Origin of the sequence: Streptomyces sp. NPDC001914 (assembly GCF_042891215.1) — a bacterium.
Taxonomy (GTDB): domain Bacteria; phylum Actinomycetota; class Actinomycetes; order Streptomycetales; family Streptomycetaceae; genus Streptomyces.
This window is the reverse complement of the sequence record NZ_JBIASW010000009.1, coordinates 203789-221474: the sequence shown is the minus strand read 5'-3', so window position 1 is coordinate 221474 and position 17686 is coordinate 203789. Positions and strand designations below refer to the sequence as shown.

Here is a 17686-nt window from a genome sequence, read left to right as displayed (position 1 = left end):
TTCGGACGTCCCAAGGTCTGACAGAAGCCGACAAGCCTGGCGCCGCAATCCTGTGGCTTCACCTGCCGCCGTACTCGTGAGTCATTGATCAGACTGGTGGATCCCGCTACCCGAGGCACGAGGGGGACCACACATGAACGGCACACGGATCGCCGCCGTCGGCCATTATCAGCCCGCCAAGGTACTCACCAACGAGGACCTGGCGGGCATGGTCGACACCAGTGACGAGTGGATCCGGAGCCGCGTGGGCATCCGGACCCGCCATGTCGCCGGGCCCGACGAACCCGTCGACGAGCTGGCGGCGCACGCCGCCGCCAAGGCGCTCGCCTCGGCCGGTCTGACGCCCGGCGACATCGACCTCGTCCTCGTGGCCACCTCCACGGCCGTCGACCGCTCCCCGAACATGGCGGCCCGCGTCGCCGCCCGCCTCGGCATCCCCTCGCCGGCCGCGATGGACGTCAACGTCGTCTGCGCCGGGTTCACCCACGCCCTCGCCACCGCCGACCACACCGTGCGCGCCGGTGCCGCGACCCGGGCGCTCGTCATCGGCGCCGACAAGATGACCGACGTGACGGACTGGACCGACCGCACCACGTGCGTCCTCGTCGGGGACGGAGCGGGGGCCGCCGTGGTCGAGGCCTGCCCCGCGGACGAGGAGCCCGGCATCGGGCCGGTGCTGTGGGGTTCCGTCCCGGAGATGGGGCACGCGGTGCGCATCGAGGGCACCCCCGCGCGGTTCGCCCAGGAGGGGCAGAGCGTCTACCGCTGGGCCACCACCCAGCTCCCGCCGATCGCCCGGAAGGCCTGCGAGCGCGCCGGCCTCGCGCCCGAGGACCTCGCCGGGGTCGTCCTGCACCAGGCCAACTTGCGCATCATCGAACCGCTCGCCCTGAAGATCGGCGCGGTCAACGCGGTCGTCGCGCGCGATGTGGTCGACTCCGGGAACACCTCGGCCGCGAGCATCCCGCTGGCGTTCTCCAAGCTCGTCGAGCGCGGGGAGATCTCCACCGGTGACCCCGTCCTGCTCTTCGGCTTCGGTGGCAACCTCTCCTACGCGGGGCAGGTCGTCCGCTGCCCCTGAGGCGGTCCGGGCGGCCCGTCCGGCGGCCGTGTCCCCTGGTGTGACAAGCCCAACTCCCGTGTCTGTGAAGCGTTTGTGCGCCGTAGACTGTAGGCGAAAGACAATTGATAATCGACTTTCCTCATCGCGGCGACGACGCCGCCCAGGGAGGGACCGTGATGTTGTCGACTGGCCTGCCCCAGGGAGCGGTACCCAAGCTCGAGCGGCCCGGCCCGCTCCGTGACCGTGTCTACGAGGCGCTGCTCGAACTCATCACCACCCGTGCCCTCCAGCCGGGCCAGCACCTGGTCGAGAGCGAACTCGCCGGACATCTCGGTGTGTCCCGGCAGCCCGTGCGGGAGGCCCTGCAGCGGCTGAGCACGGAGGGCTGGGTCGATCTGCGGCCCGCCCAGGGCGCGTTCGTGCACGAGCCGACCGAGGAGGAGGCCGACCAGCTCCTCACGGTCCGTACGCTCCTGGAGGCCGAGGCGGCCCGGCTCGCCGCCGCCAACGCGGGTCCCGCCGCGATCGGCGCGCTCGAGGACCTGTGCACCGAGGGCGAACGGGCGGTCGCCGACGACGACATCGACGCCGCGGTCGCCCTGAACGCGCGGCTGCACGCCAAGGTCATGGAGCTCGCCGGCAACGCGGTCCTCGCCGAGCTCGCCGGCCAGGTCGACCGGCGGGTCCGCTGGTACTACACACCGGTGGCCCGGCAGCGCGGACGGCAGTCCTGGATCGAACACCGCGAACTGATCGCCGCGATAGCGGAGCGCGACGGACAGCGGGCCACCGCGGTCATGCGCGCGCACACCGAGCACACGCGGCAGATGTACCACGACCGCGAGAAGTAGCCGACGGAAGCCGTCAGCCGTCGGAGGCCGTCAGTCGATGGAGGCCGTCAGCTGTCGGAAGCCGTCGGACGCCTCGCCGTCAGCCGTCGGACGCCGTCAGCGTCCGGGAGCCGGGGTGGGCGGGTGACCAGCGGGCCTCGGCACCGAGCATCACCACCAACACCCCGACCAGTGCCAGCAGTTCGGCGACCGCCGAGAACCGGACGCCGAGCAGGGCCGTGGCCGCCGCGACGGGTACGGCGACCGCGCGGAACGTCACCGGCCACAGCCTCAGCACCGAACGGAACGCCACGTCCCCGGCGAGGAACAGCGCGACCCCGCCCGCGAGCGTCAGAGCTGGACCGGTGGAGGACTGCTCGGTGAGATGGCCGAGTGTCTTCTTCACCCCGGCCGCGCAGTAGGCGATGCCGAGCAGCATGGGCAGGAAGGCGTAGTAGTAGGCGTTCATCGCCAGGCGCCAGCGACGGTCCGGCGGTGTCGCCGTGAACACCGCCTCCGCCGCGTGCTCGTCGCGCACGAAGTACGTCCACCACAGGGCCCCGGCCAGCGCGAGCGCCAGGAAGGCCCCGGCGAACAGATCCACGGTGAGTGGCCGGCTCCCGATCCCGATGCCGATCGCGATGACGGACTCGCCGAACGCGACGATGAGCAGCAGCCCGTGCCGCTCGACGAAGTGGGCCGGGTCGAGCGCGCCCAACTGCGTGCGCAGCGCCGCCGCGTCCCGCCCGCCCCGGCGCCCGGCCCCGTGCTCGGCGAAGAACGGCGTGACGAACTGCAGGACCAGCGCCAGCAGCCACAGGCCGTCGGCGCGCGGGCCGTCGAACAGCCCGGCCGCCGTGACGGCCAGCGCGGCCAGCGAGTTCGGCACCGCGTACCAGATGACGTCACGGCCGTGGCTGCGGGTGTAGAGCGCGCTGTGCACGAGGACCACGCCAAGGAAGCCCAGGCCGAAGACCACGCCGCCGTCGTCGAAGGCGCGCGGGATGGCCAGGGCGCACACCAGGAAGGCGCCCATGCCCAGCATCAGCAGGATCCGCCGCGAAGGCCGGTCGGGCGGGACCTGGTTGGTGAGGTACGCGTACGCGCCGTACATCCAGAACAGCACGACGAAGATCAGCGCGACGCGGGCCGCGGTCGCGAACGACAGATCGGCGGCGAGCAGCACGGTGAGCTGCGTGAGGGTGAACACGAAGACGAGGTCGAAGAAGAGCTCCAGCGTGCTGACCCGCCGCCCCGACCCGTCGCCCTCCGCCTGCGCGGTTCCCGGTGCCGGCGCCTCGTCACTCCCCACCCGCGCCGTCCCGGGTACCGGCGAACGCCCCGCTCCGTCACTCCCCGCCGGCGCCGTCCCGGGTACCGGCGAACGCCCCGCTCCGTCGCTCTCCGCCCGCGCCGTTCCCGGTGCCGGCGCACGCCCCGCCTCGTCACTCCCCGCCCGCGCCGTTCCCGGTGCCGGTGAACACTGCGCCTCGGCCACCGGCGTCTGCCCCGGACCGTCCCCTGCCCTGTTCATGTGTCCCCCCGCGACAGCTGGTCTGCGGAGATCGTATGCGGCCGCCTCGCCGAAGGGCCCGGACATTCGCCCGTCGGCCCCTCTTTGTCCTGGGAGTGGGAAAAGTCTGCTGCAATCCCTGCACCACTTCTTCCAACTCCCGGCATCCGCTGCTACGTTCCCCTCGAAAGCGCGACCGGTGACGGTGGCCGGAATCCGGCCGACGCAGGTGTCGGCAAGGCGGGAGGGGTTCGTGAGACGTATGACGGCACGACCCGCGAACGCCCATCAGGCCCGGCTGCTGAGGCTGTTGCGTGACGGTGGCCCCAACTCCCGCGCCCAGCTCGGTGATCGCGTCGACCTCTCACGGTCGAAGCTGGCCGTCGAGGTGGACCGGCTCCTGGAGACCGGCCTCGTGGTGGCCGACGGACTCGCCGCCTCGCGGGGCGGCCGCCGCTCCCACAACGTCCGGCTCTCGCCGGCGCTGCGGTTCCTGGGCGTCGACATCGGAGCGACGTCCGTGGACGTGGCCGTCACCAACGCCGAGCTGGAGATCCTCGGACACCTCAACCAGCCCATGGACGTACGCGAGGGCCCGGTCGCGGTGTCCGAGCAAGTACTGTCGATGGCCGCCAAGTTGAGGGCTTCCGGCATCGCGGAGGGGTTCGACGGGGCGGGGATCGGCGTTCCGGGTCCCGTCCGCTTCCCCGAGGGGGTCCCGGTCGCCCCGCCGATCATGCCGGGCTGGGACGGCTTCCCGGTCCGCGAGGCGCTCAGCCAGGAACTCGGCTGTCCGGTCATGGTCGACAACGACGTGAACCTGATGGCCATGGGGGAGCAGCACGCGGGCGTCGCCCGTTCCGTGGGCGACTTCCTCTGCGTCAAGATCGGCACGGGCATCGGGTGCGGCATCGTCGTCGGCGGAGAGGTCCACCGCGGTGCGACGGGCAGCGCCGGCGACATCGGGCACATCCAGGCCGTTCCGGACGGGCGCCCGTGCGCCTGCGGCAACCGGGGCTGCCTGGAGGCCCACTTCAGCGGTGCCGCGCTCGCCCGCGACGCCGTGGAGGCGGCCCAGCAGGGCCGCTCGGCCGAACTCGCCACGCGGCTGGCCGCGAACGGCGCGCTGAGCGCCGTCGACGTGGCCGCGGCCGCCGCGGCGGGCGACGCCACCGCGCTCGATCTGATCCGGGAGGGCGGCAACCGCACCGGTCAGGTCATCGCGGCACTCGTCAGTTTCTTCAATCCCGCCCTGGTGGTGATCGGCGGCGGGGTGACCGGTCTCGGCCACACCCTGCTCGCCGCGATCCGCACCCAGGTCTACCGCCAGTCGCTGCCGCTCGCGACCGGCAATCTGCCCATCGTCCTCGGGGAACTTGGCCCGGCCGCCGGAGTCATCGGCGGGGCCCGGCTCATCAGCGACCACCTGTTCTCGCCCGCGTAAGCCACCTCGTCGCGCCCGCGCCCCACCGCTTCGCGCCCGCACCAGCCGTCATGAGGGATCCGGACCACCGGCGCCCCGGCCGGCCGCCCCGTGCCCGAAACCCCTGCCGAAACCCCCGCCCGTACGCGCACCGCCCGGCAACCGGCCCGCACGCCTGCCCGAGGGAACCGTCATGGCACCAGAACCACCGCTGCTCACCATGTCCGGCATCACCAAGTCGTTCCCCGGAGTCCGGGCCCTCGACGGCGTCGACCTCGACGTCCGGCCCGGTGAGGTGCACTGTCTGCTCGGCCAGAACGGCGCCGGGAAGTCCACGCTCATCAAGGTCCTGTCCGGCGCCCACCAGCCCGACGGCGGCACCATTGCCTGGCGCGGCGAGCCCGTCACCCTCAAGTCGCCGATCGCCGCCATGCGCCTCGGCATCGCCACCATCTACCAGGAACTCGACCTGGTGGAGGGCCTGTCCGTCGCCGAGAACGTCCACCTGGGACACGAACCCACCACCGCGGGGTTCGTCGTCAGGGGCAGGGCCGGCAGGACCGCGACCGCCCTACTGCTGAAACGGCTCGGGCACCCGGAGATCGATCCGGCCCGGCTCGTCGGCGAACTCTCCGCCGCCCAGCGGCAGATCGTCTCCATGGCGCGGGCGCTGTCCCACGACGTGCGGCTCATCGTCATGGACGAGCCGTCCGCCGCGCTCGACCCCGACGAGGTCGGCAACCTCTTCCGGATCGTCGCCCAGCTGACCGAGGAGGGCGTCGCCGTCGTCTACATCTCGCACCGCCTGGAGGAGATCCGCCGCATCGGCGACCGGGTCACCGTCCTGAAGGACGGACGCGCGGTCGCGGGCGGACTGCCCGCCCGATCGACTCCGACGCGCGAGGTGGTCTCGCTCATGACGGGACGCAGCGTCGAGTACGTCTTTCCCGACCGGCCCGGAGCGAGGCCACCGGGCGAACCCGTGCTCTCGGTACAAGGACTCTCCCGCCAGGGGGAGTTCGCCCCCTTCGACCTCGACGTACGACCGGGCGAGATCGTCGGACTGGCCGGACTGGTCGGATCCGGCCGCTCCGAGATCCTGGAGACGATCTACGGAGCGCGCAGGCCGACCACGGGCCGGGTCAGCGTCGGCGGCAAGCCGCTGCGTACCGGAAGCGTGCGGGCCGCGGTGCGCGCCGGACTCGGACTGGCCCCCGAGGAGCGCAAGGCACAGGCCCTGCTGATGCTGGAGTCGGTCACCCGCAACGTCTCCGTCTCCTCCATCTCCCGCTACGCGCACGGGGGCTGGATCGACCGGCGCGCCGAACGCGGGGCGGCCCGGGCGGCCACCCGCGAGCTCTCGCTGCGCCCCGACGATCCGGCCCTCCCGGTCAGGACCCTGTCCGGCGGCAACCAGCAGAAGGCCGTGCTGGCCCGCTGGCTGCTGCGCGGTTGCCGCGTCCTGCTCCTCGACGAGCCCACGCGCGGTGTCGACGTCGGAGCGCGCGCGGAGTTGTACGCGGTGATCCGCCGGCTCGCCGACGAGGGGCTCGCCGTCCTGCTCGTCTCCAGCGAGGTCCCCGAGGTGCTCGGACTCGCCGACCGTGTCCTGGTGCTGCGCGAGGGGCGGGTCGTGCACACGGCGCCCGCCGGGGACCTCGACGAACACCGCGTGCTCGATCTCGTGCTGGAAGGAGGCCCCGTGGCCAGTGAAGGGAGTCCGGCGTCATGACGCAGTTCGCGTCCCCGCCCCGGGACGGCGCCGGCAAGGCGCCGGCCACGGGTCAAGTCCCCGCGTGGCGCGGTGCGGTGGCCCGCGCCGACGTGCGCACCCTCTCGCTCCTCGGCGTCCTCGCGGTGCTCGTCGTCATCGGCGGCGTCACCCGGCCCGACGAGTTCCTCGACACCCGCAACCTCCAACTCGTCCTCACCCAGGCCTCGGTGATCGGCGTCGTCACCGTCGGCATGACCTTCGTCATCACCTCCGGCGGGATCGATCTGTCGGTGGGCGCGATCGTCGCCCTGGCCTCGGTCTGGGCGACGACGGTCGCCACCCAGGAGTACGGCTTCACCGGCATCCTCGTCACCGCGGTGCTCGTCGGGCTCGGCTGCGGCCTGGTCAACGGACTGCTCGTCGCCTACGGCGGGATGGTCCCCTTCATCGCGACGCTGGCCATGCTCGCCTCGGCCCGTGGACTGGCCCTCCAGATCACCGACGGCCGGACCCAGATCGTCACCGTCGACGGCATCCTGAAGCTCGGCGAACGCGACTCCTACGTCCTCGGCGTCCCGCCGCTCGTCCTGGTCTTCGCCGTCGTCACCGTCATCGGCTGGCTGGTGCTGAACCGCACCACCTTCGGCCGGCGCACGGTCGCCGTCGGAGGCAACGCGGAGGCGGCCCGGCTCGCCGGTATCGACGTACGGCGTCAGCGGCTGTACCTGTATCTGCTCTCCGGACTGTGCTGCGGCATCGCCGCGTTCCTGCTCGTCATCCTGTCCGGCTCCGGCCAGAACACCAACGGCAACCTCTACGAGCTCGACGCCATCGCGGCGGCGATCATCGGCGGCACCCTGCTCAGCGGGGGCCGCGGCACCATCACCGGCTCGGTGCTCGGCGTGCTGATCTTCACGACGATCACCGACATCTTCGCGCTGAACAACCTCCAGAGCGACGTCCAGCAGATCGCCAAGGGCGCGATCATCGTCGCCGCGGTCCTGGTCCAGCGGCGCACAGCAAGCACGACCTGACACGGGAAGGGTCCACCGCCATGCCAGTACCAATGAGCCCGACCAGCCGCAGAGGACTGCTCCTCGGGACCGCCGCCGTCTCGGCCGGCGCCTTCCTCACCGGCTGTACCAGCAACGACACCAAGGACGCGAACCCCGCCGCCAACTCCGGTGCGGCCGCCGACGACAAGCCCGGCAAGCACGTCACGATCGGCTTCGCCGGCCCCCAGGCCGACCACGGCTGGCTCAACGCCATCAACGACAACGCCAAGAGCCGTGCCGGGAAGTACAAGGACGTCACTCTGGAGATCACCGAGGGCTCCAACGACACGGCGGCGCAGATCGGCCAGATCGAGACCCTGATCAACAAGAAGGTCGACGTCCTGGTCGTGCTGCCCGCCGACGGCAAGGCGCTGACCCAGGTCGGTCTCAAGGCGATGCGCGCGGGCATCCCGGTCGTCAACCTCGACCGCATCTTCAACTCGCCCCAGGCGTACCGGTGCTGGATCGGCGGCGACAACTACGGCATGGGCCTCAGCGCCGGCCACTACATCGGCGAGAAGCTGAAGGGCAAGAAGAACGCCAAGGTCATCGAGCTCGCCGGGCTCGACAACCTGGAACTCACCAGACAGCGAACCCAGGGCTTCGACGCCGCTCTGAAGAACTACCCGAACATCACCAAGGTCGCCCGCCAGGCGGCCGAGTTCACCGTCGAGTCGGGCCAGGCCAAGATGTCCCAGCTCCTGCAGGCCCAGCCGCAGTTCGACGCGCTGTGGAACCACGACGACGACCAGGGCGTGGGGGCGCTGCGGGCCATCAAGCAGGCCGGCCGCGACGACTTCCTCATGGTCGGCGGGGCCGGAGCGCTCTCCGCCTTCCAGGCCATCGACGCCGACAACAGCGTCCTGAAGGCCACCGTCCTGTACCCGCCGACCATGGCCGCCTCCGCGATCGACCTCGCCCGCACCCTCGGCCAGGGCAAGGGCATCAGCGGCCTCGCCGAGTTCGAGATCCCCGCCTCGCTCACGCTCTACTCGGCCGTCGTCGACAAGGACAACGTCGAGCAGTACATGGCCACCGGCTTCCGGTGATGCGGACCACCACCCGCGGGGCCCGGTCCGGCGGGACCGGGCCCCACCCCCACCGCGCCACGACGACGAGGAGGACCCCCGCATGGGACAGCCGGACCAGGGCGACGAGGCAGCGAAACCGCCCCTGGGCGTGGGCATGGTCGGTTACGCCTTCATGGGCTCCGCCCACTCGCAGGGCTGGCGCACCGCGGGCCGCGTCTTCGACCTGCCCCGCCGCCCGGTCCTCGCCGCCGTGTGCGGCCGCGACGAGCGGGCCGTACGCGCGATGGCGGACCGGCACGGCTGGGCGGCCGCCGAGACCGACTGGCGCTCGCTGATCGCCCGGGACGACGTCGACGTCGTGGACATCTGCACACCCGGCGACAGCCACGCCGAGATCGCCGTCGCCGCGCTGGCCGCCGGCAAGCACGTGCTGTGCGAGAAGCCGCTCGCCAACACCGTCGAGGAGGCCGAGGCCATGGCGGCGGCCGCGGCCGAGGCCGCCGGACGCGGCCAGATGTCCATGGTGGGCTTCAACTACCGCCGCCTCCCCGCCACCGCGCTCGCCCGCTCGATGGTCGCCGAGGGCCGCCTCGGAACCCTGCGGCACGTGCGGGTGACGTATCTTCAGGACTGGCTCACCGACCCGGAGTTCCCGCTCACCTGGAGGCTCCGCAGGGACAAGGCCGGATCAGGCGCGCTCGGTGATCTCGGAGCCCACATCGTCGACCTCGCGCAGTACCTGGCGGGCGAGACGCTCGGCGGGGTCTCCGCGCTCACCGAGACCTTCGTACGGCGACGGCCCCTGCCCGCGGGGGCGTCCGCCGGGCTGTCCGCCTCCGGGCCCGCGCGGGACTCCCGTACGGACGACGTCACCGTCGACGACGCCGCCCTGTTCACCGCCCGCCTCGCCTCCGGAGCCCTCGCCTCCTTCGAGGCCTCCCGCTTCGCCTCCGGACGCAAGAACTCCCTGCGCATCGAACTCAACGGCGAGCGCGGCTCGCTGGCCTTCGACCTGGAACGGCTCAACGAACTCGCGTATCACGACCACACCGAACCGGCCGCCCGCGCGGGCTTCCGGCGCATCCTCGTCACCGAGCCGGACCATCCCTACCTCGACGCCTGGTGGCCGCCGGGGCACGGCCTCGGCTACGAGCACACCTTCACCCACCAGGCCCGCGACTTCGTCCAGGCCGTCGCGGACGGCCGGCCCCCGACACCGTCCTTCGCCGACGGACTCCAGGTCCAGCGCGTCCTCGCCGCCGTCGAGGAGAGCGCCCGGAAGAACTCCACGTACACCCCCGTAGCGGTCTGAGGAGGCCCCGACATGCCGCGTGACTTCACGCTCTTCACCGGTCAGTGGGCGGACCTGCCCCTGGAGGAGGTCTGCCGACTGGCCCGTGACTTCGGCTACGACGGGCTCGAACTCGCCTGCTGGGGCGACCACTTCGAGGTGGACAAGGCGCTCGGGGACCCCTCCTACGTGGAGTCCCGGCGGGCGCTCCTCGACAAGTACGGCCTCAAGTGCCTGGCGATCTCCAACCATCTGGTCGGCCAGGCCGTCTGCGACGCCATCATCGACGAACGCCATCTGGCGATCCTGCCCGCCCGCGTCTGGGGAGACGGCGAACCGGAGGGCGTACGCAGACGGGCCGCCGCCGAGATCGCCGACACCGCCCGCGCGGCGGCCGCCCTCGGCGTCGACACCGTCATCGGGTTCACCGGCTCGGCCATCTGGCACCTCGTCGCCATGTTCCCGCCCGTACCCGAGGCGATGATCGAGCGCGGCTACGAGGACTTCGCCACCCGCTGGAACCCCGTCCTGGACGTCTTCGACGCCGAGGGCGTCCGCTTCGCGCACGAGGTCCACCCGAGCGAGATCGCCTACGACTACTGGACGACACACAAGGCCCTGGAGGCGGTCGGCCACCGTCCCGCCTTCGGCCTCAACTTCGACCCGTCCCATTTCGTCTGGCAGGACATCGACCCCGTCGGATTCCTCTACGACTTCCGCGACCGCATCTACCACGTCGACTGCAAGGAGGCCCGCACCCGTCTGGACGGCCGCAACGGCCGGCTCGGCTCCCACCTGCCCTGGGGCGACCCGCGCCGCGGCTGGGACTTCGTCTCGGCGGGCCACGGCGACGTCCCCTGGGAGGACATCTTCCGCATGCTGCGTTCCATCGGCTACGCCGGGCCCGTCTCGGTCGAGTGGGAGGACGCCGGCATGGACCGCCTCCACGGCGCGCCCGAAGCGCTGGCCCGGCTCAGGACGTACGACTTCGAACCGCCGTCGGCGTCCTTCGACGCGGCGTTCGGCGGCAACGGATAGCCGGGACGGGGCCCAGGACGGGGAACGGCCCAAGACGGGGAACGGGGGTCGGGGACGAGGGGACGGGGGTCGGGGGAACGGGGAGCGGGGGAGGGGCCGGGGCGACGGGGCCCGGCCCCGTGCACGGAGGCGGGGGGGGGGGGGGGGGGGGGCGGGCGGGGGGGGGCGCCCCCCCCCCCCCCCCCCCCCCCCCCCCCCCCCCCCCCGCCCGGCGCGGGGGGGGGGGGGCGCCCCCCCCCCCCCCCCCCCCGCCGGCCCCCCCGGGGGGGGGGGGCCCCCCCCGGGGGCGGGGGGGGGGGCCCCCCCCCCCACGGCCCCTGCCTTCTCACCCTCCCGCCGGGCTTCCCGTCGCGGGACGGGCCGGAGCGCGGCACCCCCCTCGGGTGTCGCGCCCCGTGTCTGCGGGTGCCGCCCTATTCGGCGGGCGCCACCGGTGCCAGGGTTCCCGTGCGGGCCGCCTGGCTGTACCAGTGGGCGCTCGACTTCGGGGTGCGCTTCTGGGTCGCGTAGTCGACGTAGACCGCGCCGAAGCGCTTCTCGTAGCCGTAGGCCCACTCGAAGTTGTCCAGCAGGGACCACAGGAAGTAGCCGCGGACGTCCGCCCCGTCCTCGATCGCGCGGTGCACGGCGGACAGGTGGCCGTGCAGGTAGCTGACGCGCTCGGGGTCGTGGACGCGGCCGTCGGGGTCCGGCTTGTCGTCGTAGGCCGCGCCGTTCTCCGTGATGTACAGGGGCAGGCCCGGCGCCTCGCGGGTGTACCGCATGATCAGCTCGTGCAGCCCCTGCGGCTCGATCGTCCAGCCCATCTCCGTGCGCTCGCCCGGCGTCTGGTGGAACGCGACGTCGTCCGCGCCCGGCCAGGGGGAGTGCGAGCTGGAGCCGTGGCCGTCCGCGCGCGGACCGTCCGTGACGGCGGTGGCGGCCGAGACGAGCGTCGGCGTGTAGTAGTTGAGGCCGAGGGCGTCCAGCGGCTGGTGGATCAGGGCGAGGTCGCCGTCCTGGACGAACGACCAGTCGGTGATGGAGCGGGTCGCCGTGAACAGGGTGCCCGGGTAGGCACCGTGCAGCATCGGGCCGTGGAAGACGCCGTTGGCCAGGTCGTCGATGCGCTGGACCGCGGCCAGGTCCGCCGGGTCCTGCGACAGCGGCCGGATCGGGCAGGAGTTGAGGCTCACCGCCACCGAGTTGCGGGACGGCATCACCGAGCGCAGCGCCGAAGTGCCGAGCCCGTGCGCGAGGTTCAGGTGATGGGCCGCGCGCAGCGCCGCCACCGGGTCCGTCCGGCCGGGGGCGTGCACACCGGAGCCGTACCCCAGGAAGGCGCTGCACCAGGGCTCGTTCAGCGTGATCCACTGCTCGACACGGTCGCCCAGCGCCTCGCCCACGATCTGCGCGTACTCCGCGAAGCGCAGCGCCGTCTCGCGCTCGGGCCAGCCGCCCGCGTCCTCCAGCTCCTGCGGCAGGTCCCAGTGGTAGAGGGTGACCGCCGGCTTGATGCCCTTCGACAGCAGCTCGTCGACCAGACGCCGGTAGAAGTCCAGGCCGCGCTGGACGGCGGGTCCCCGGCCGGTGGGCTGCACCCGCGACCAGGAGACGGAGAAGCGGTACGCGCCCAGCCCGAGGTCCGCCATCAGGGCCACGTCGTCGCGGTAGCGGTGATAGTGGTCGACAGCGATGTCACCGTGCTCGCCGCCGGCCGTCTTGCCAGGTGTATGGCTGAAGGTGTCCCAGATCGACGGCGTTCGGCCGTCTTCCCGCACCGCGCCCTCGATCTGGTAGGCGGAGGTCGCCGCACCCCAGAGGAAGGCCGGAGGAAAAGTCACGGGTGTTGAGGACTCAGGCATGGAAGCGCTCCCAAGGGGGTCGTGAAGACCGACGGGTTGGAGGTGGGGAGGGTAAAAGGCGGGACTGAGGGGCCGAGGCGGCGGTGACCCGGCCCCTGGAGGGGCGGTCAGCCCTTGATCGCGCCCTGCATGATTCCGCCCACGATCTGCTTGCCGAACAGGAGGAAGGCGATGAGCAGCGGCAGGGTGCCGAGCAGCGCGCCCGCCATGATCACGGCCTGGTCGGGGATGTAGCCGGTGCCCAGCGCGTTGAGGGCGACCTGGACCGTCGGCTCCTGCTGGTTCAGGGCGATGATCGGCCACAGGAAGTCGTTCCAGGACATGACGAACGTCAGCAGGCCGAGTACCGCCATCGCCGGGCGTGCCGCCGGGAAGACGACGTGCCACACCACGCGCAGACTGTTCGCGCCGTCCACCCGCGCCGCCTCGATGAGTTCGGAGGGCAGGGCCTGCACCAGGTACTGGCGCATGAAGAACGTGCCGAAGGCGCTCACCAGGGTGGGCAGGATGACCGTCTGGAGCTGGTTGGACCAGCCCAGGTCGCTCATCCACAGGTACAGCGGCACGACGGCGAGCTGCGGCGGGATCATCATCGTGCCGATGGTCAGCAGCAGGAGAAGTCCGGAGAACTTGAACTTCAGCTTGGCGAAGGCGAACCCGGCGAGGGTGGAGAACACGACCGTGCCGATGGTGACGGTGCCGGCGACGATGGTGGAGTTGATCATCGCGGTGCCGAGCCCGGCCTGCTCCCAGGCGGCCTCCAGGTTCTTGAACAGGTTTCCGCCGAACCAGAGCGGCGGCGGATTCTGCGCCAGCCGCGTGTTGTTGCGCGAGGCCGCGATGGCCGTCCAGACCAGGGGCGCGAGGGAGACCAGCGCGAACACGGCCAGGACGACATAGGTGACCGGACCCGCGTGGAGCTGCTTGCCCGCGCCGAGCACCCGGCGGCGTCCGGGCTCGCGCTTGTCCGGGGCCGGCCTCGCGTCTGCCGGGGAGGCAGTCAGTTCAGTCGTGGTCATTGGGATTTCCTCAGCCGTCGGGTGATCAGCAGGTTGATCGCGGCAATGATCAGCAGGATCAGGAACATCGTCCATGCGATCGCCGACGCCTTGCCGAGGTTGCCGATGCCCCAGCCCTGGTCGTACATGTACAGGCCGAGCGTCTGGTACTGGTGCGCCGAGCCGCCCTTGGAGCCGCTGACCCCGCCGAACAGGAGCGGTTCACCGAAGAGCTGGGTCGCGCCGATGGTGGAGACGACCACCGTGAACAGGATCGTCGGCCGCAGCATGGGGATCGTCACGTGGCGGAACTGCTGCCAGCGGCCGGCGCCGTCGAGGGCGGCCGACTCGTACAGGTCGGCCGGGATCGCCTGCATGGCCGCGAGGTAGATCAGCGCGTTGTAGCCGGTCCAGCGCCAGATCACGATGGAGGAGACGGCGAACTGGCCGCCCCAGTCGGACTCGCGCCAGTTGATCGGGTCGACCCCGACGAAGTGCAGCAGCCAGTTGATCATGCCGCCGTCCCACGAGTACAGCAGCGTGAAGACGAGCGTCGCCGCCGCCACCGAGGTGGCGTACGGGGTGAGCATGATGACCCGCCACACGGTCGAGCCGCGGAGCCGGTAGTTGAGCAGGTGGGCGATCCCGAGCGCCATGAGCAGCTGCGGCACCGTGGAGATCACGCCGATGGTGAACGTGTTTCCCAGGGCGTTCCAGAAGAACTCCGAGGACAGCAGGTTCTTGTAGTTGTCCAGACCGGCCCAGGTCTGGTGGTCCAGCCCGGAGAGCTGCACATTGTGGAGCGAGTACCAGGCCGTGTAGAGCAGCGGTACGAGCCCGAAGGCCCCGAAGACGATGAAGAAGGGGGCGATGAATGCGTACGGCGACGCCTTCATGTCCCAGCGGTACAGCCGGCTGCGCCAGGAACCGGGGTCCTTCGGCGGCGTACCGCGACCCTGAGCGCCCCGGGCCGCGCCCGGCTGAGAGCCGGGCGCGGCGTCGGCGCTCGTCGCGGGGTGCGCGAGAGCCTGCTTGGAGCTGGTCACTGGCCGAGCACGTCCTTGATCTCAGCCTTGGCCGCGCTCCAGCCCTGGTCGGGGGACTTGCCCTTCTGCTCGACCTGGAGGATGCCGACGTCGGTGATCGCGGTGCCGATCGGCTGGTCCTTGGTGCCGAAGTACTGGACCGGGATGGTCTTCGCCGAGTCGCCGAAGATCTGCGTGATCGGCGCGTTGGAGAAGTACTCCGTGGTGGCGGCGGCCGGCGTCAGGTTCGAGTAGGCCGACGGGGTCGACGGGAAGCTCGCCTGCTTGGCGAAGACCTTCGCCTGCTGCTCGGGGGCGGTCAGCCACTTCGCCAGCGCGATGGCCTCCTTCTGGTGCTTGCCCGCCGTCGGCACGCCGATGAACGAACCGCCCCAGTTGGCCGCGGTCGGCGCGGCCGCCACGTCCCACTTGCCCTTGCCCGAGTCACCGGACTTCTCCTGGATGTAGCCCATCATCCAGGCGGGGCAGGCCACGGTCGCGAACGAGCCCTTGGCGAAGCCCTGGTCCCACGTCGGGTCGAACTGCTTGAGCTTCGCCGACATGTTGCTGGTCGCCACGGTCATGGCGGCGTTCCAGGACTTCTTCACACCGGAGGACTTGTCCCAGATGACGTTGCCGTCCTTGTCGTAGTACCGCTCGCTCTCGCCGCCGAGGGCCGCGTTGTAGACCGAGGAGGCGGAGTCCACGAACTTGGTGCCGCTCGGCGCCTTCTTCATGTAGTCCTTGCCGAGCGCGACGTACTTCGCCCAGTCGCCCTTCCACTGCTCCGCGAGCTTCGTGCGGTCGGTCTCCAGACCGGCCTTCTCGAAGAGGTCCTTGCGGTAGCAGATCGCCATCGGGCCGATGTCGGTGCCGAGCGCGATGGTCTTGCCGTCCTTGGTGGTGGCCTGGGAGAGCTTCCAGTCCAGCCACTGCGACTTGTCGACCTCCTTGCCGAGGTCGACGAACTTGTCGGCCTGGGTCTGGACGGCCTCGGTGATGTTGCCGACCTCGATCGCCTGGATGTCGTCGGTGCCGGAGCCGGCCTGCAGACGCGTCAGCGTCTTGGGCCAGTAGACGTCGGTACGGGTGGTGACGTTCTCCTTGATGGAGATGTCGGGGTGGAGCTTCGTGTACTCGTCGTAGAGGCCGGCCTGCTTGTATCCGAAGACGCCGAAGGTGCCTATGGTCAGGGTCGTCTTGCCCTTGCCGCTACCACCGCTGTTGTCCGAACCGTCGTCCGGGTCGCTCGAACAGCCGGCCAGCAGTCCCGTAGCCAGCGCGGCGACGACCGCTATGGCCCCCAGCCTGCGGGACCGGCGGGTACTCGTGCGCATTGCGTCCTCCTGTTGCCTGACGTGCCGACCCCCCGGCCAACTGCATTGGTGGCGCCCGTTGTTTCTCGCTGCGGCTCGGGCGGGGAACGTGCGGGATGTGTATGTGTCAGGTACTGTGGGAGCGCTCCCACAGGTGATGTGTTGAAGAGTCGTCGGTTCCGGCGGGGGTGTCAAGGGTGAGGGAGCGGAGAGATGCCTTCAGTTATCGGCCTGTTAGCTGAAGATGTCATTCCGCCACATGGCCGGAAGCGTCTCATGGCCCGCGGGGTACTCCCAGGGGGGCCGTCCACAAGGTGACGCCTCCTGGACCGGTGCCCAGCGACAGCGGTTCCGCCGGACGGGGCTGTTACATTCCAGGCCAGGTTGGTGTCGACGGGAGGCGGAGGCCATGGCAGTCCACGGAGCGCGGGGCCGCAGTGGCGGGCGGCCGACCCTCGAAGAGGTGGCCGCGCGCGCGGGAGTGGGCCGTGGCACGGTCTCCCGGGTGATCAACGGCTCCCCGCGGGTCAGCGACGCGACCCGGGCCGCGGTCGAGGCGGCGGTCGCCGAGCTCGGCTATGTCCCGAACACGGCGGCGCGTGCCCTCGCGGCCAACCGCACGGACGCGATCGCCCTGGTCGTCCCCGAGCCGGAGACGCGTTTCTTCGCGGAACCGTACTTCTCGGACATGCTGCGCGGTGTCGGTGCCGAACTCTCCGAGACCGAGATGCAGTTGCTGCTGATATTCGCGGGCAGCGACCGGGAGCGGGAGCGTCTGGCGCAGTATCTGGCGGCGCACCGCGTGGACGGCGTCCTGCTGGTCTCGGTGCACGCCGACGATCCGCTGCCCGACCTGCTCTCCCAGCTGGAGATCCCGGCTGTCATCAGCGGCCGGCGCTCGGCCGAGGAGACGCTTCCGTCGGTGGACTCCGACAACTACGGCGGCGGGCGCGCGGCCGTGGAGCATCTCGTCTCCCGGGGGCGCGCCAGAATCGGCCACCTCGCGGGCCGCATGGACGTCTACGGCGCCCAGCGACGCGTCGACGGCTACCGCCAGGGTCTGCGGGACGCGGGCCGGGAGGTGGACGAGCGGCTGATCGTTCCCGGTGACTTCACCGAGGAGGGGGGCCGGCGTGCCATGGCCCTGCTGCTCGAGCGCTTCCCGGACATCGACGCGGTGTTCGCCGGTTCCGACGTCATGGCGGCGGGTGCCCGCCAGGTGCTGCGCGAGAGCGGCCGGCGCATCCCGGAGGACGTGGCGCTCATCGGCTACGACGACTCCGCCATCGCCCGGCACATGGATCCGCCGCTGACCAGCGTTCGTCAGCCCATCGAGGAGATGGGCCGGGCCATGATCGACCTCCTCCTCGGCGAGATCGCGGACCGCCGTCCCGCGGCCTCCCGCGGACTGGAGAAGCGCCAGCTCGTGCTGCCCGCGGAACTCGTGGTGCGCGCCTCGTCCTGAGGCCGGCGCGTTCCGGCCCCCGGTCCGGCCCGGGTGGTGCCATCGTCAAGTCCGGCTCGGGACCTGGCGGTCGTCGTCGG

At 71.4% G+C, this 17686-nt stretch carries 14 protein-coding genes; 9 read left to right on the top strand and 5 right to left on the bottom strand.

What is annotated here, in order from left to right; all coding sequences use genetic code 11:
* The first annotated feature begins 133 nt into the window (after nucleotides 1-133).
* Nucleotides 134-1081, top strand: a complete 948-nt coding sequence (locus tag ACFYYF_RS25670; RefSeq protein WP_361691770.1) for a beta-ketoacyl-ACP synthase III — start codon at nucleotides 134-136, stop codon at nucleotides 1079-1081.
* A gap of 158 nt (nucleotides 1082-1239) precedes the next feature.
* Nucleotides 1240-1914 carry a GntR family transcriptional regulator gene (locus ACFYYF_RS25665; protein ID WP_388779954.1) on the top strand — a complete coding sequence of 225 codons (675 nt, stop codon included), beginning with the start codon at nucleotides 1240-1242 and terminating at the stop codon, nucleotides 1912-1914.
* Between the two features lie 79 nt (nucleotides 1915-1993).
* Here the strand turns inward: ACFYYF_RS25665 and ACFYYF_RS25660 are convergent, their stop codons facing one another.
* A complete protein-coding gene (locus tag ACFYYF_RS25660; RefSeq protein WP_388779602.1) occupies nucleotides 1994-3205 on the bottom strand; it encodes a low temperature requirement protein A in 1212 nt (403 codons plus the stop codon).
* 463 nt (nucleotides 3206-3668) lie between these two features.
* On the opposite strand from ACFYYF_RS25660, the gene ACFYYF_RS25655 reads away from it, so the two are divergent.
* The 6 genes from ACFYYF_RS25655 (at nucleotide 3669) to ACFYYF_RS25630 (ending at nucleotide 10958) form a co-directional block, all read left to right on the top strand.
* Complete coding sequence (locus ACFYYF_RS25655) at nucleotides 3669-4850, top strand: ROK family transcriptional regulator (protein ID WP_361691776.1); 1182 nt, start codon at nucleotides 3669-3671, stop codon at nucleotides 4848-4850.
* 172 nt (nucleotides 4851-5022) lie between these two features.
* Nucleotides 5023-6561 (top strand): sugar ABC transporter ATP-binding protein, encoded by a 1539-nt coding sequence (locus ACFYYF_RS25650; RefSeq protein ID WP_388779600.1) that lies wholly within the window; start codon nucleotides 5023-5025, stop codon nucleotides 6559-6561.
* Entirely contained in the window at nucleotides 6558-7577 is a 1020-nt protein-coding gene (locus tag ACFYYF_RS25645; RefSeq protein WP_361691782.1) for an ABC transporter permease, read from the top strand. The genes ACFYYF_RS25650 and ACFYYF_RS25645 overlap by 4 nt, the downstream gene beginning before the upstream one ends.
* 20 nt (nucleotides 7578-7597) lie before the next feature.
* Nucleotides 7598-8647: a substrate-binding domain-containing protein gene (locus ACFYYF_RS25640; RefSeq protein ID WP_388779597.1), complete on the top strand. Its 1050-nt coding sequence runs from the start codon at nucleotides 7598-7600 to the stop codon at nucleotides 8645-8647.
* Nucleotides 8648-8729: 82 nt separating this feature from the next.
* Entirely contained in the window at nucleotides 8730-9941 is a 1212-nt protein-coding gene (locus ACFYYF_RS25635) for a Gfo/Idh/MocA family protein (protein ID WP_388779595.1), read from the top strand.
* Nucleotides 9942-9953: 12 nt separating this feature from the next.
* On the top strand, nucleotides 9954-10958 hold the full coding sequence (locus tag ACFYYF_RS25630) for a sugar phosphate isomerase/epimerase family protein (protein ID WP_388779592.1): 1005 nt from the start codon (nucleotides 9954-9956) through the stop codon (nucleotides 10956-10958).
* Nucleotides 10959-11371: 413 nt separating this feature from the next.
* On the opposite strand, the gene ACFYYF_RS25625 is transcribed toward ACFYYF_RS25630, so the two are convergent.
* The 4 genes from ACFYYF_RS25625 to ACFYYF_RS25610 all read right to left on the bottom strand — a co-directional run bounded on the left by ACFYYF_RS25625 (nucleotide 11372) and on the right by ACFYYF_RS25610 (nucleotide 16162).
* Entirely contained in the window at nucleotides 11372-12802 is a 1431-nt protein-coding gene (locus tag ACFYYF_RS25625) for a GH1 family beta-glucosidase (protein WP_388779590.1), read from the bottom strand.
* Between the two features lie 107 nt (nucleotides 12803-12909).
* Nucleotides 12910-13821 carry a carbohydrate ABC transporter permease gene (locus tag ACFYYF_RS25620; RefSeq protein ID WP_388779587.1) on the bottom strand — a complete coding sequence of 304 codons (912 nt, stop codon included), beginning with the start codon at nucleotides 13819-13821 and terminating at the stop codon, nucleotides 12910-12912.
* Complete coding sequence (locus ACFYYF_RS25615) at nucleotides 13818-14846, bottom strand: carbohydrate ABC transporter permease (RefSeq protein ID WP_388779585.1); 1029 nt, start codon at nucleotides 14844-14846, stop codon at nucleotides 13818-13820. The genes ACFYYF_RS25620 and ACFYYF_RS25615 overlap by 4 nt, the downstream gene beginning before the upstream one ends.
* Nucleotides 14843-16162 carry an ABC transporter substrate-binding protein gene (locus tag ACFYYF_RS25610; RefSeq protein WP_361683512.1) on the bottom strand — a complete coding sequence of 440 codons (1320 nt, stop codon included), beginning with the start codon at nucleotides 16160-16162 and terminating at the stop codon, nucleotides 14843-14845. Before ACFYYF_RS25610 ends, ACFYYF_RS25615 begins: the two co-directional genes overlap by 4 nt.
* A 388-nt stretch (nucleotides 16163-16550) precedes the next feature.
* On the opposite strand from ACFYYF_RS25610, the gene ACFYYF_RS25605 reads away from it, so the two are divergent.
* Nucleotides 16551-17606 (top strand): LacI family DNA-binding transcriptional regulator, encoded by a 1056-nt coding sequence (locus ACFYYF_RS25605; protein ID WP_388779580.1) that lies wholly within the window; start codon nucleotides 16551-16553, stop codon nucleotides 17604-17606.
* Nucleotides 17607-17686: the final 80 nt, after the last annotated feature.

What these genes read in the sequence shown, in the direction of transcription:
- ACFYYF_RS25620 (WP_388779587.1), bottom strand. Translation starts at nt 13,821, where the DNA reads ATGACCACGACTGAACTGACTGCCTCCCCGGCAGACGCGAGGCCGGCC.
- ACFYYF_RS25650 (WP_388779600.1), top strand. Translation starts at nt 5,023, where the DNA reads ATGGCACCAGAACCACCGCTGCTCACCATGTCCGGCATCACCAAGTCG.
- ACFYYF_RS25670 (WP_361691770.1), top strand. Translation starts at nt 134, where the DNA reads ATGAACGGCACACGGATCGCCGCCGTCGGCCATTATCAGCCCGCCAAG.
- ACFYYF_RS25605 (WP_388779580.1), top strand. Translation starts at nt 16,551, where the DNA reads ATGGCAGTCCACGGAGCGCGGGGCCGCAGTGGCGGGCGGCCGACCCTC.
- ACFYYF_RS25630 (WP_388779592.1), top strand. Translation starts at nt 9,954, where the DNA reads ATGCCGCGTGACTTCACGCTCTTCACCGGTCAGTGGGCGGACCTGCCC.
- ACFYYF_RS25665 (WP_388779954.1), top strand. Translation starts at nt 1,240, where the DNA reads ATGTTGTCGACTGGCCTGCCCCAGGGAGCGGTACCCAAGCTCGAGCGG.
- ACFYYF_RS25655 (WP_361691776.1), top strand. Translation starts at nt 3,669, where the DNA reads ATGACGGCACGACCCGCGAACGCCCATCAGGCCCGGCTGCTGAGGCTG.
- ACFYYF_RS25625 (WP_388779590.1), bottom strand. Translation starts at nt 12,802, where the DNA reads ATGCCTGAGTCCTCAACACCCGTGACTTTTCCTCCGGCCTTCCTCTGG.
- ACFYYF_RS25610 (WP_361683512.1), bottom strand. Translation starts at nt 16,162, where the DNA reads ATGCGCACGAGTACCCGCCGGTCCCGCAGGCTGGGGGCCATAGCGGTC.
- ACFYYF_RS25645 (WP_361691782.1), top strand. Translation starts at nt 6,558, where the DNA reads ATGACGCAGTTCGCGTCCCCGCCCCGGGACGGCGCCGGCAAGGCGCCG.
- ACFYYF_RS25640 (WP_388779597.1), top strand. Translation starts at nt 7,598, where the DNA reads ATGCCAGTACCAATGAGCCCGACCAGCCGCAGAGGACTGCTCCTCGGG.
- ACFYYF_RS25635 (WP_388779595.1), top strand. Translation starts at nt 8,730, where the DNA reads ATGGGACAGCCGGACCAGGGCGACGAGGCAGCGAAACCGCCCCTGGGC.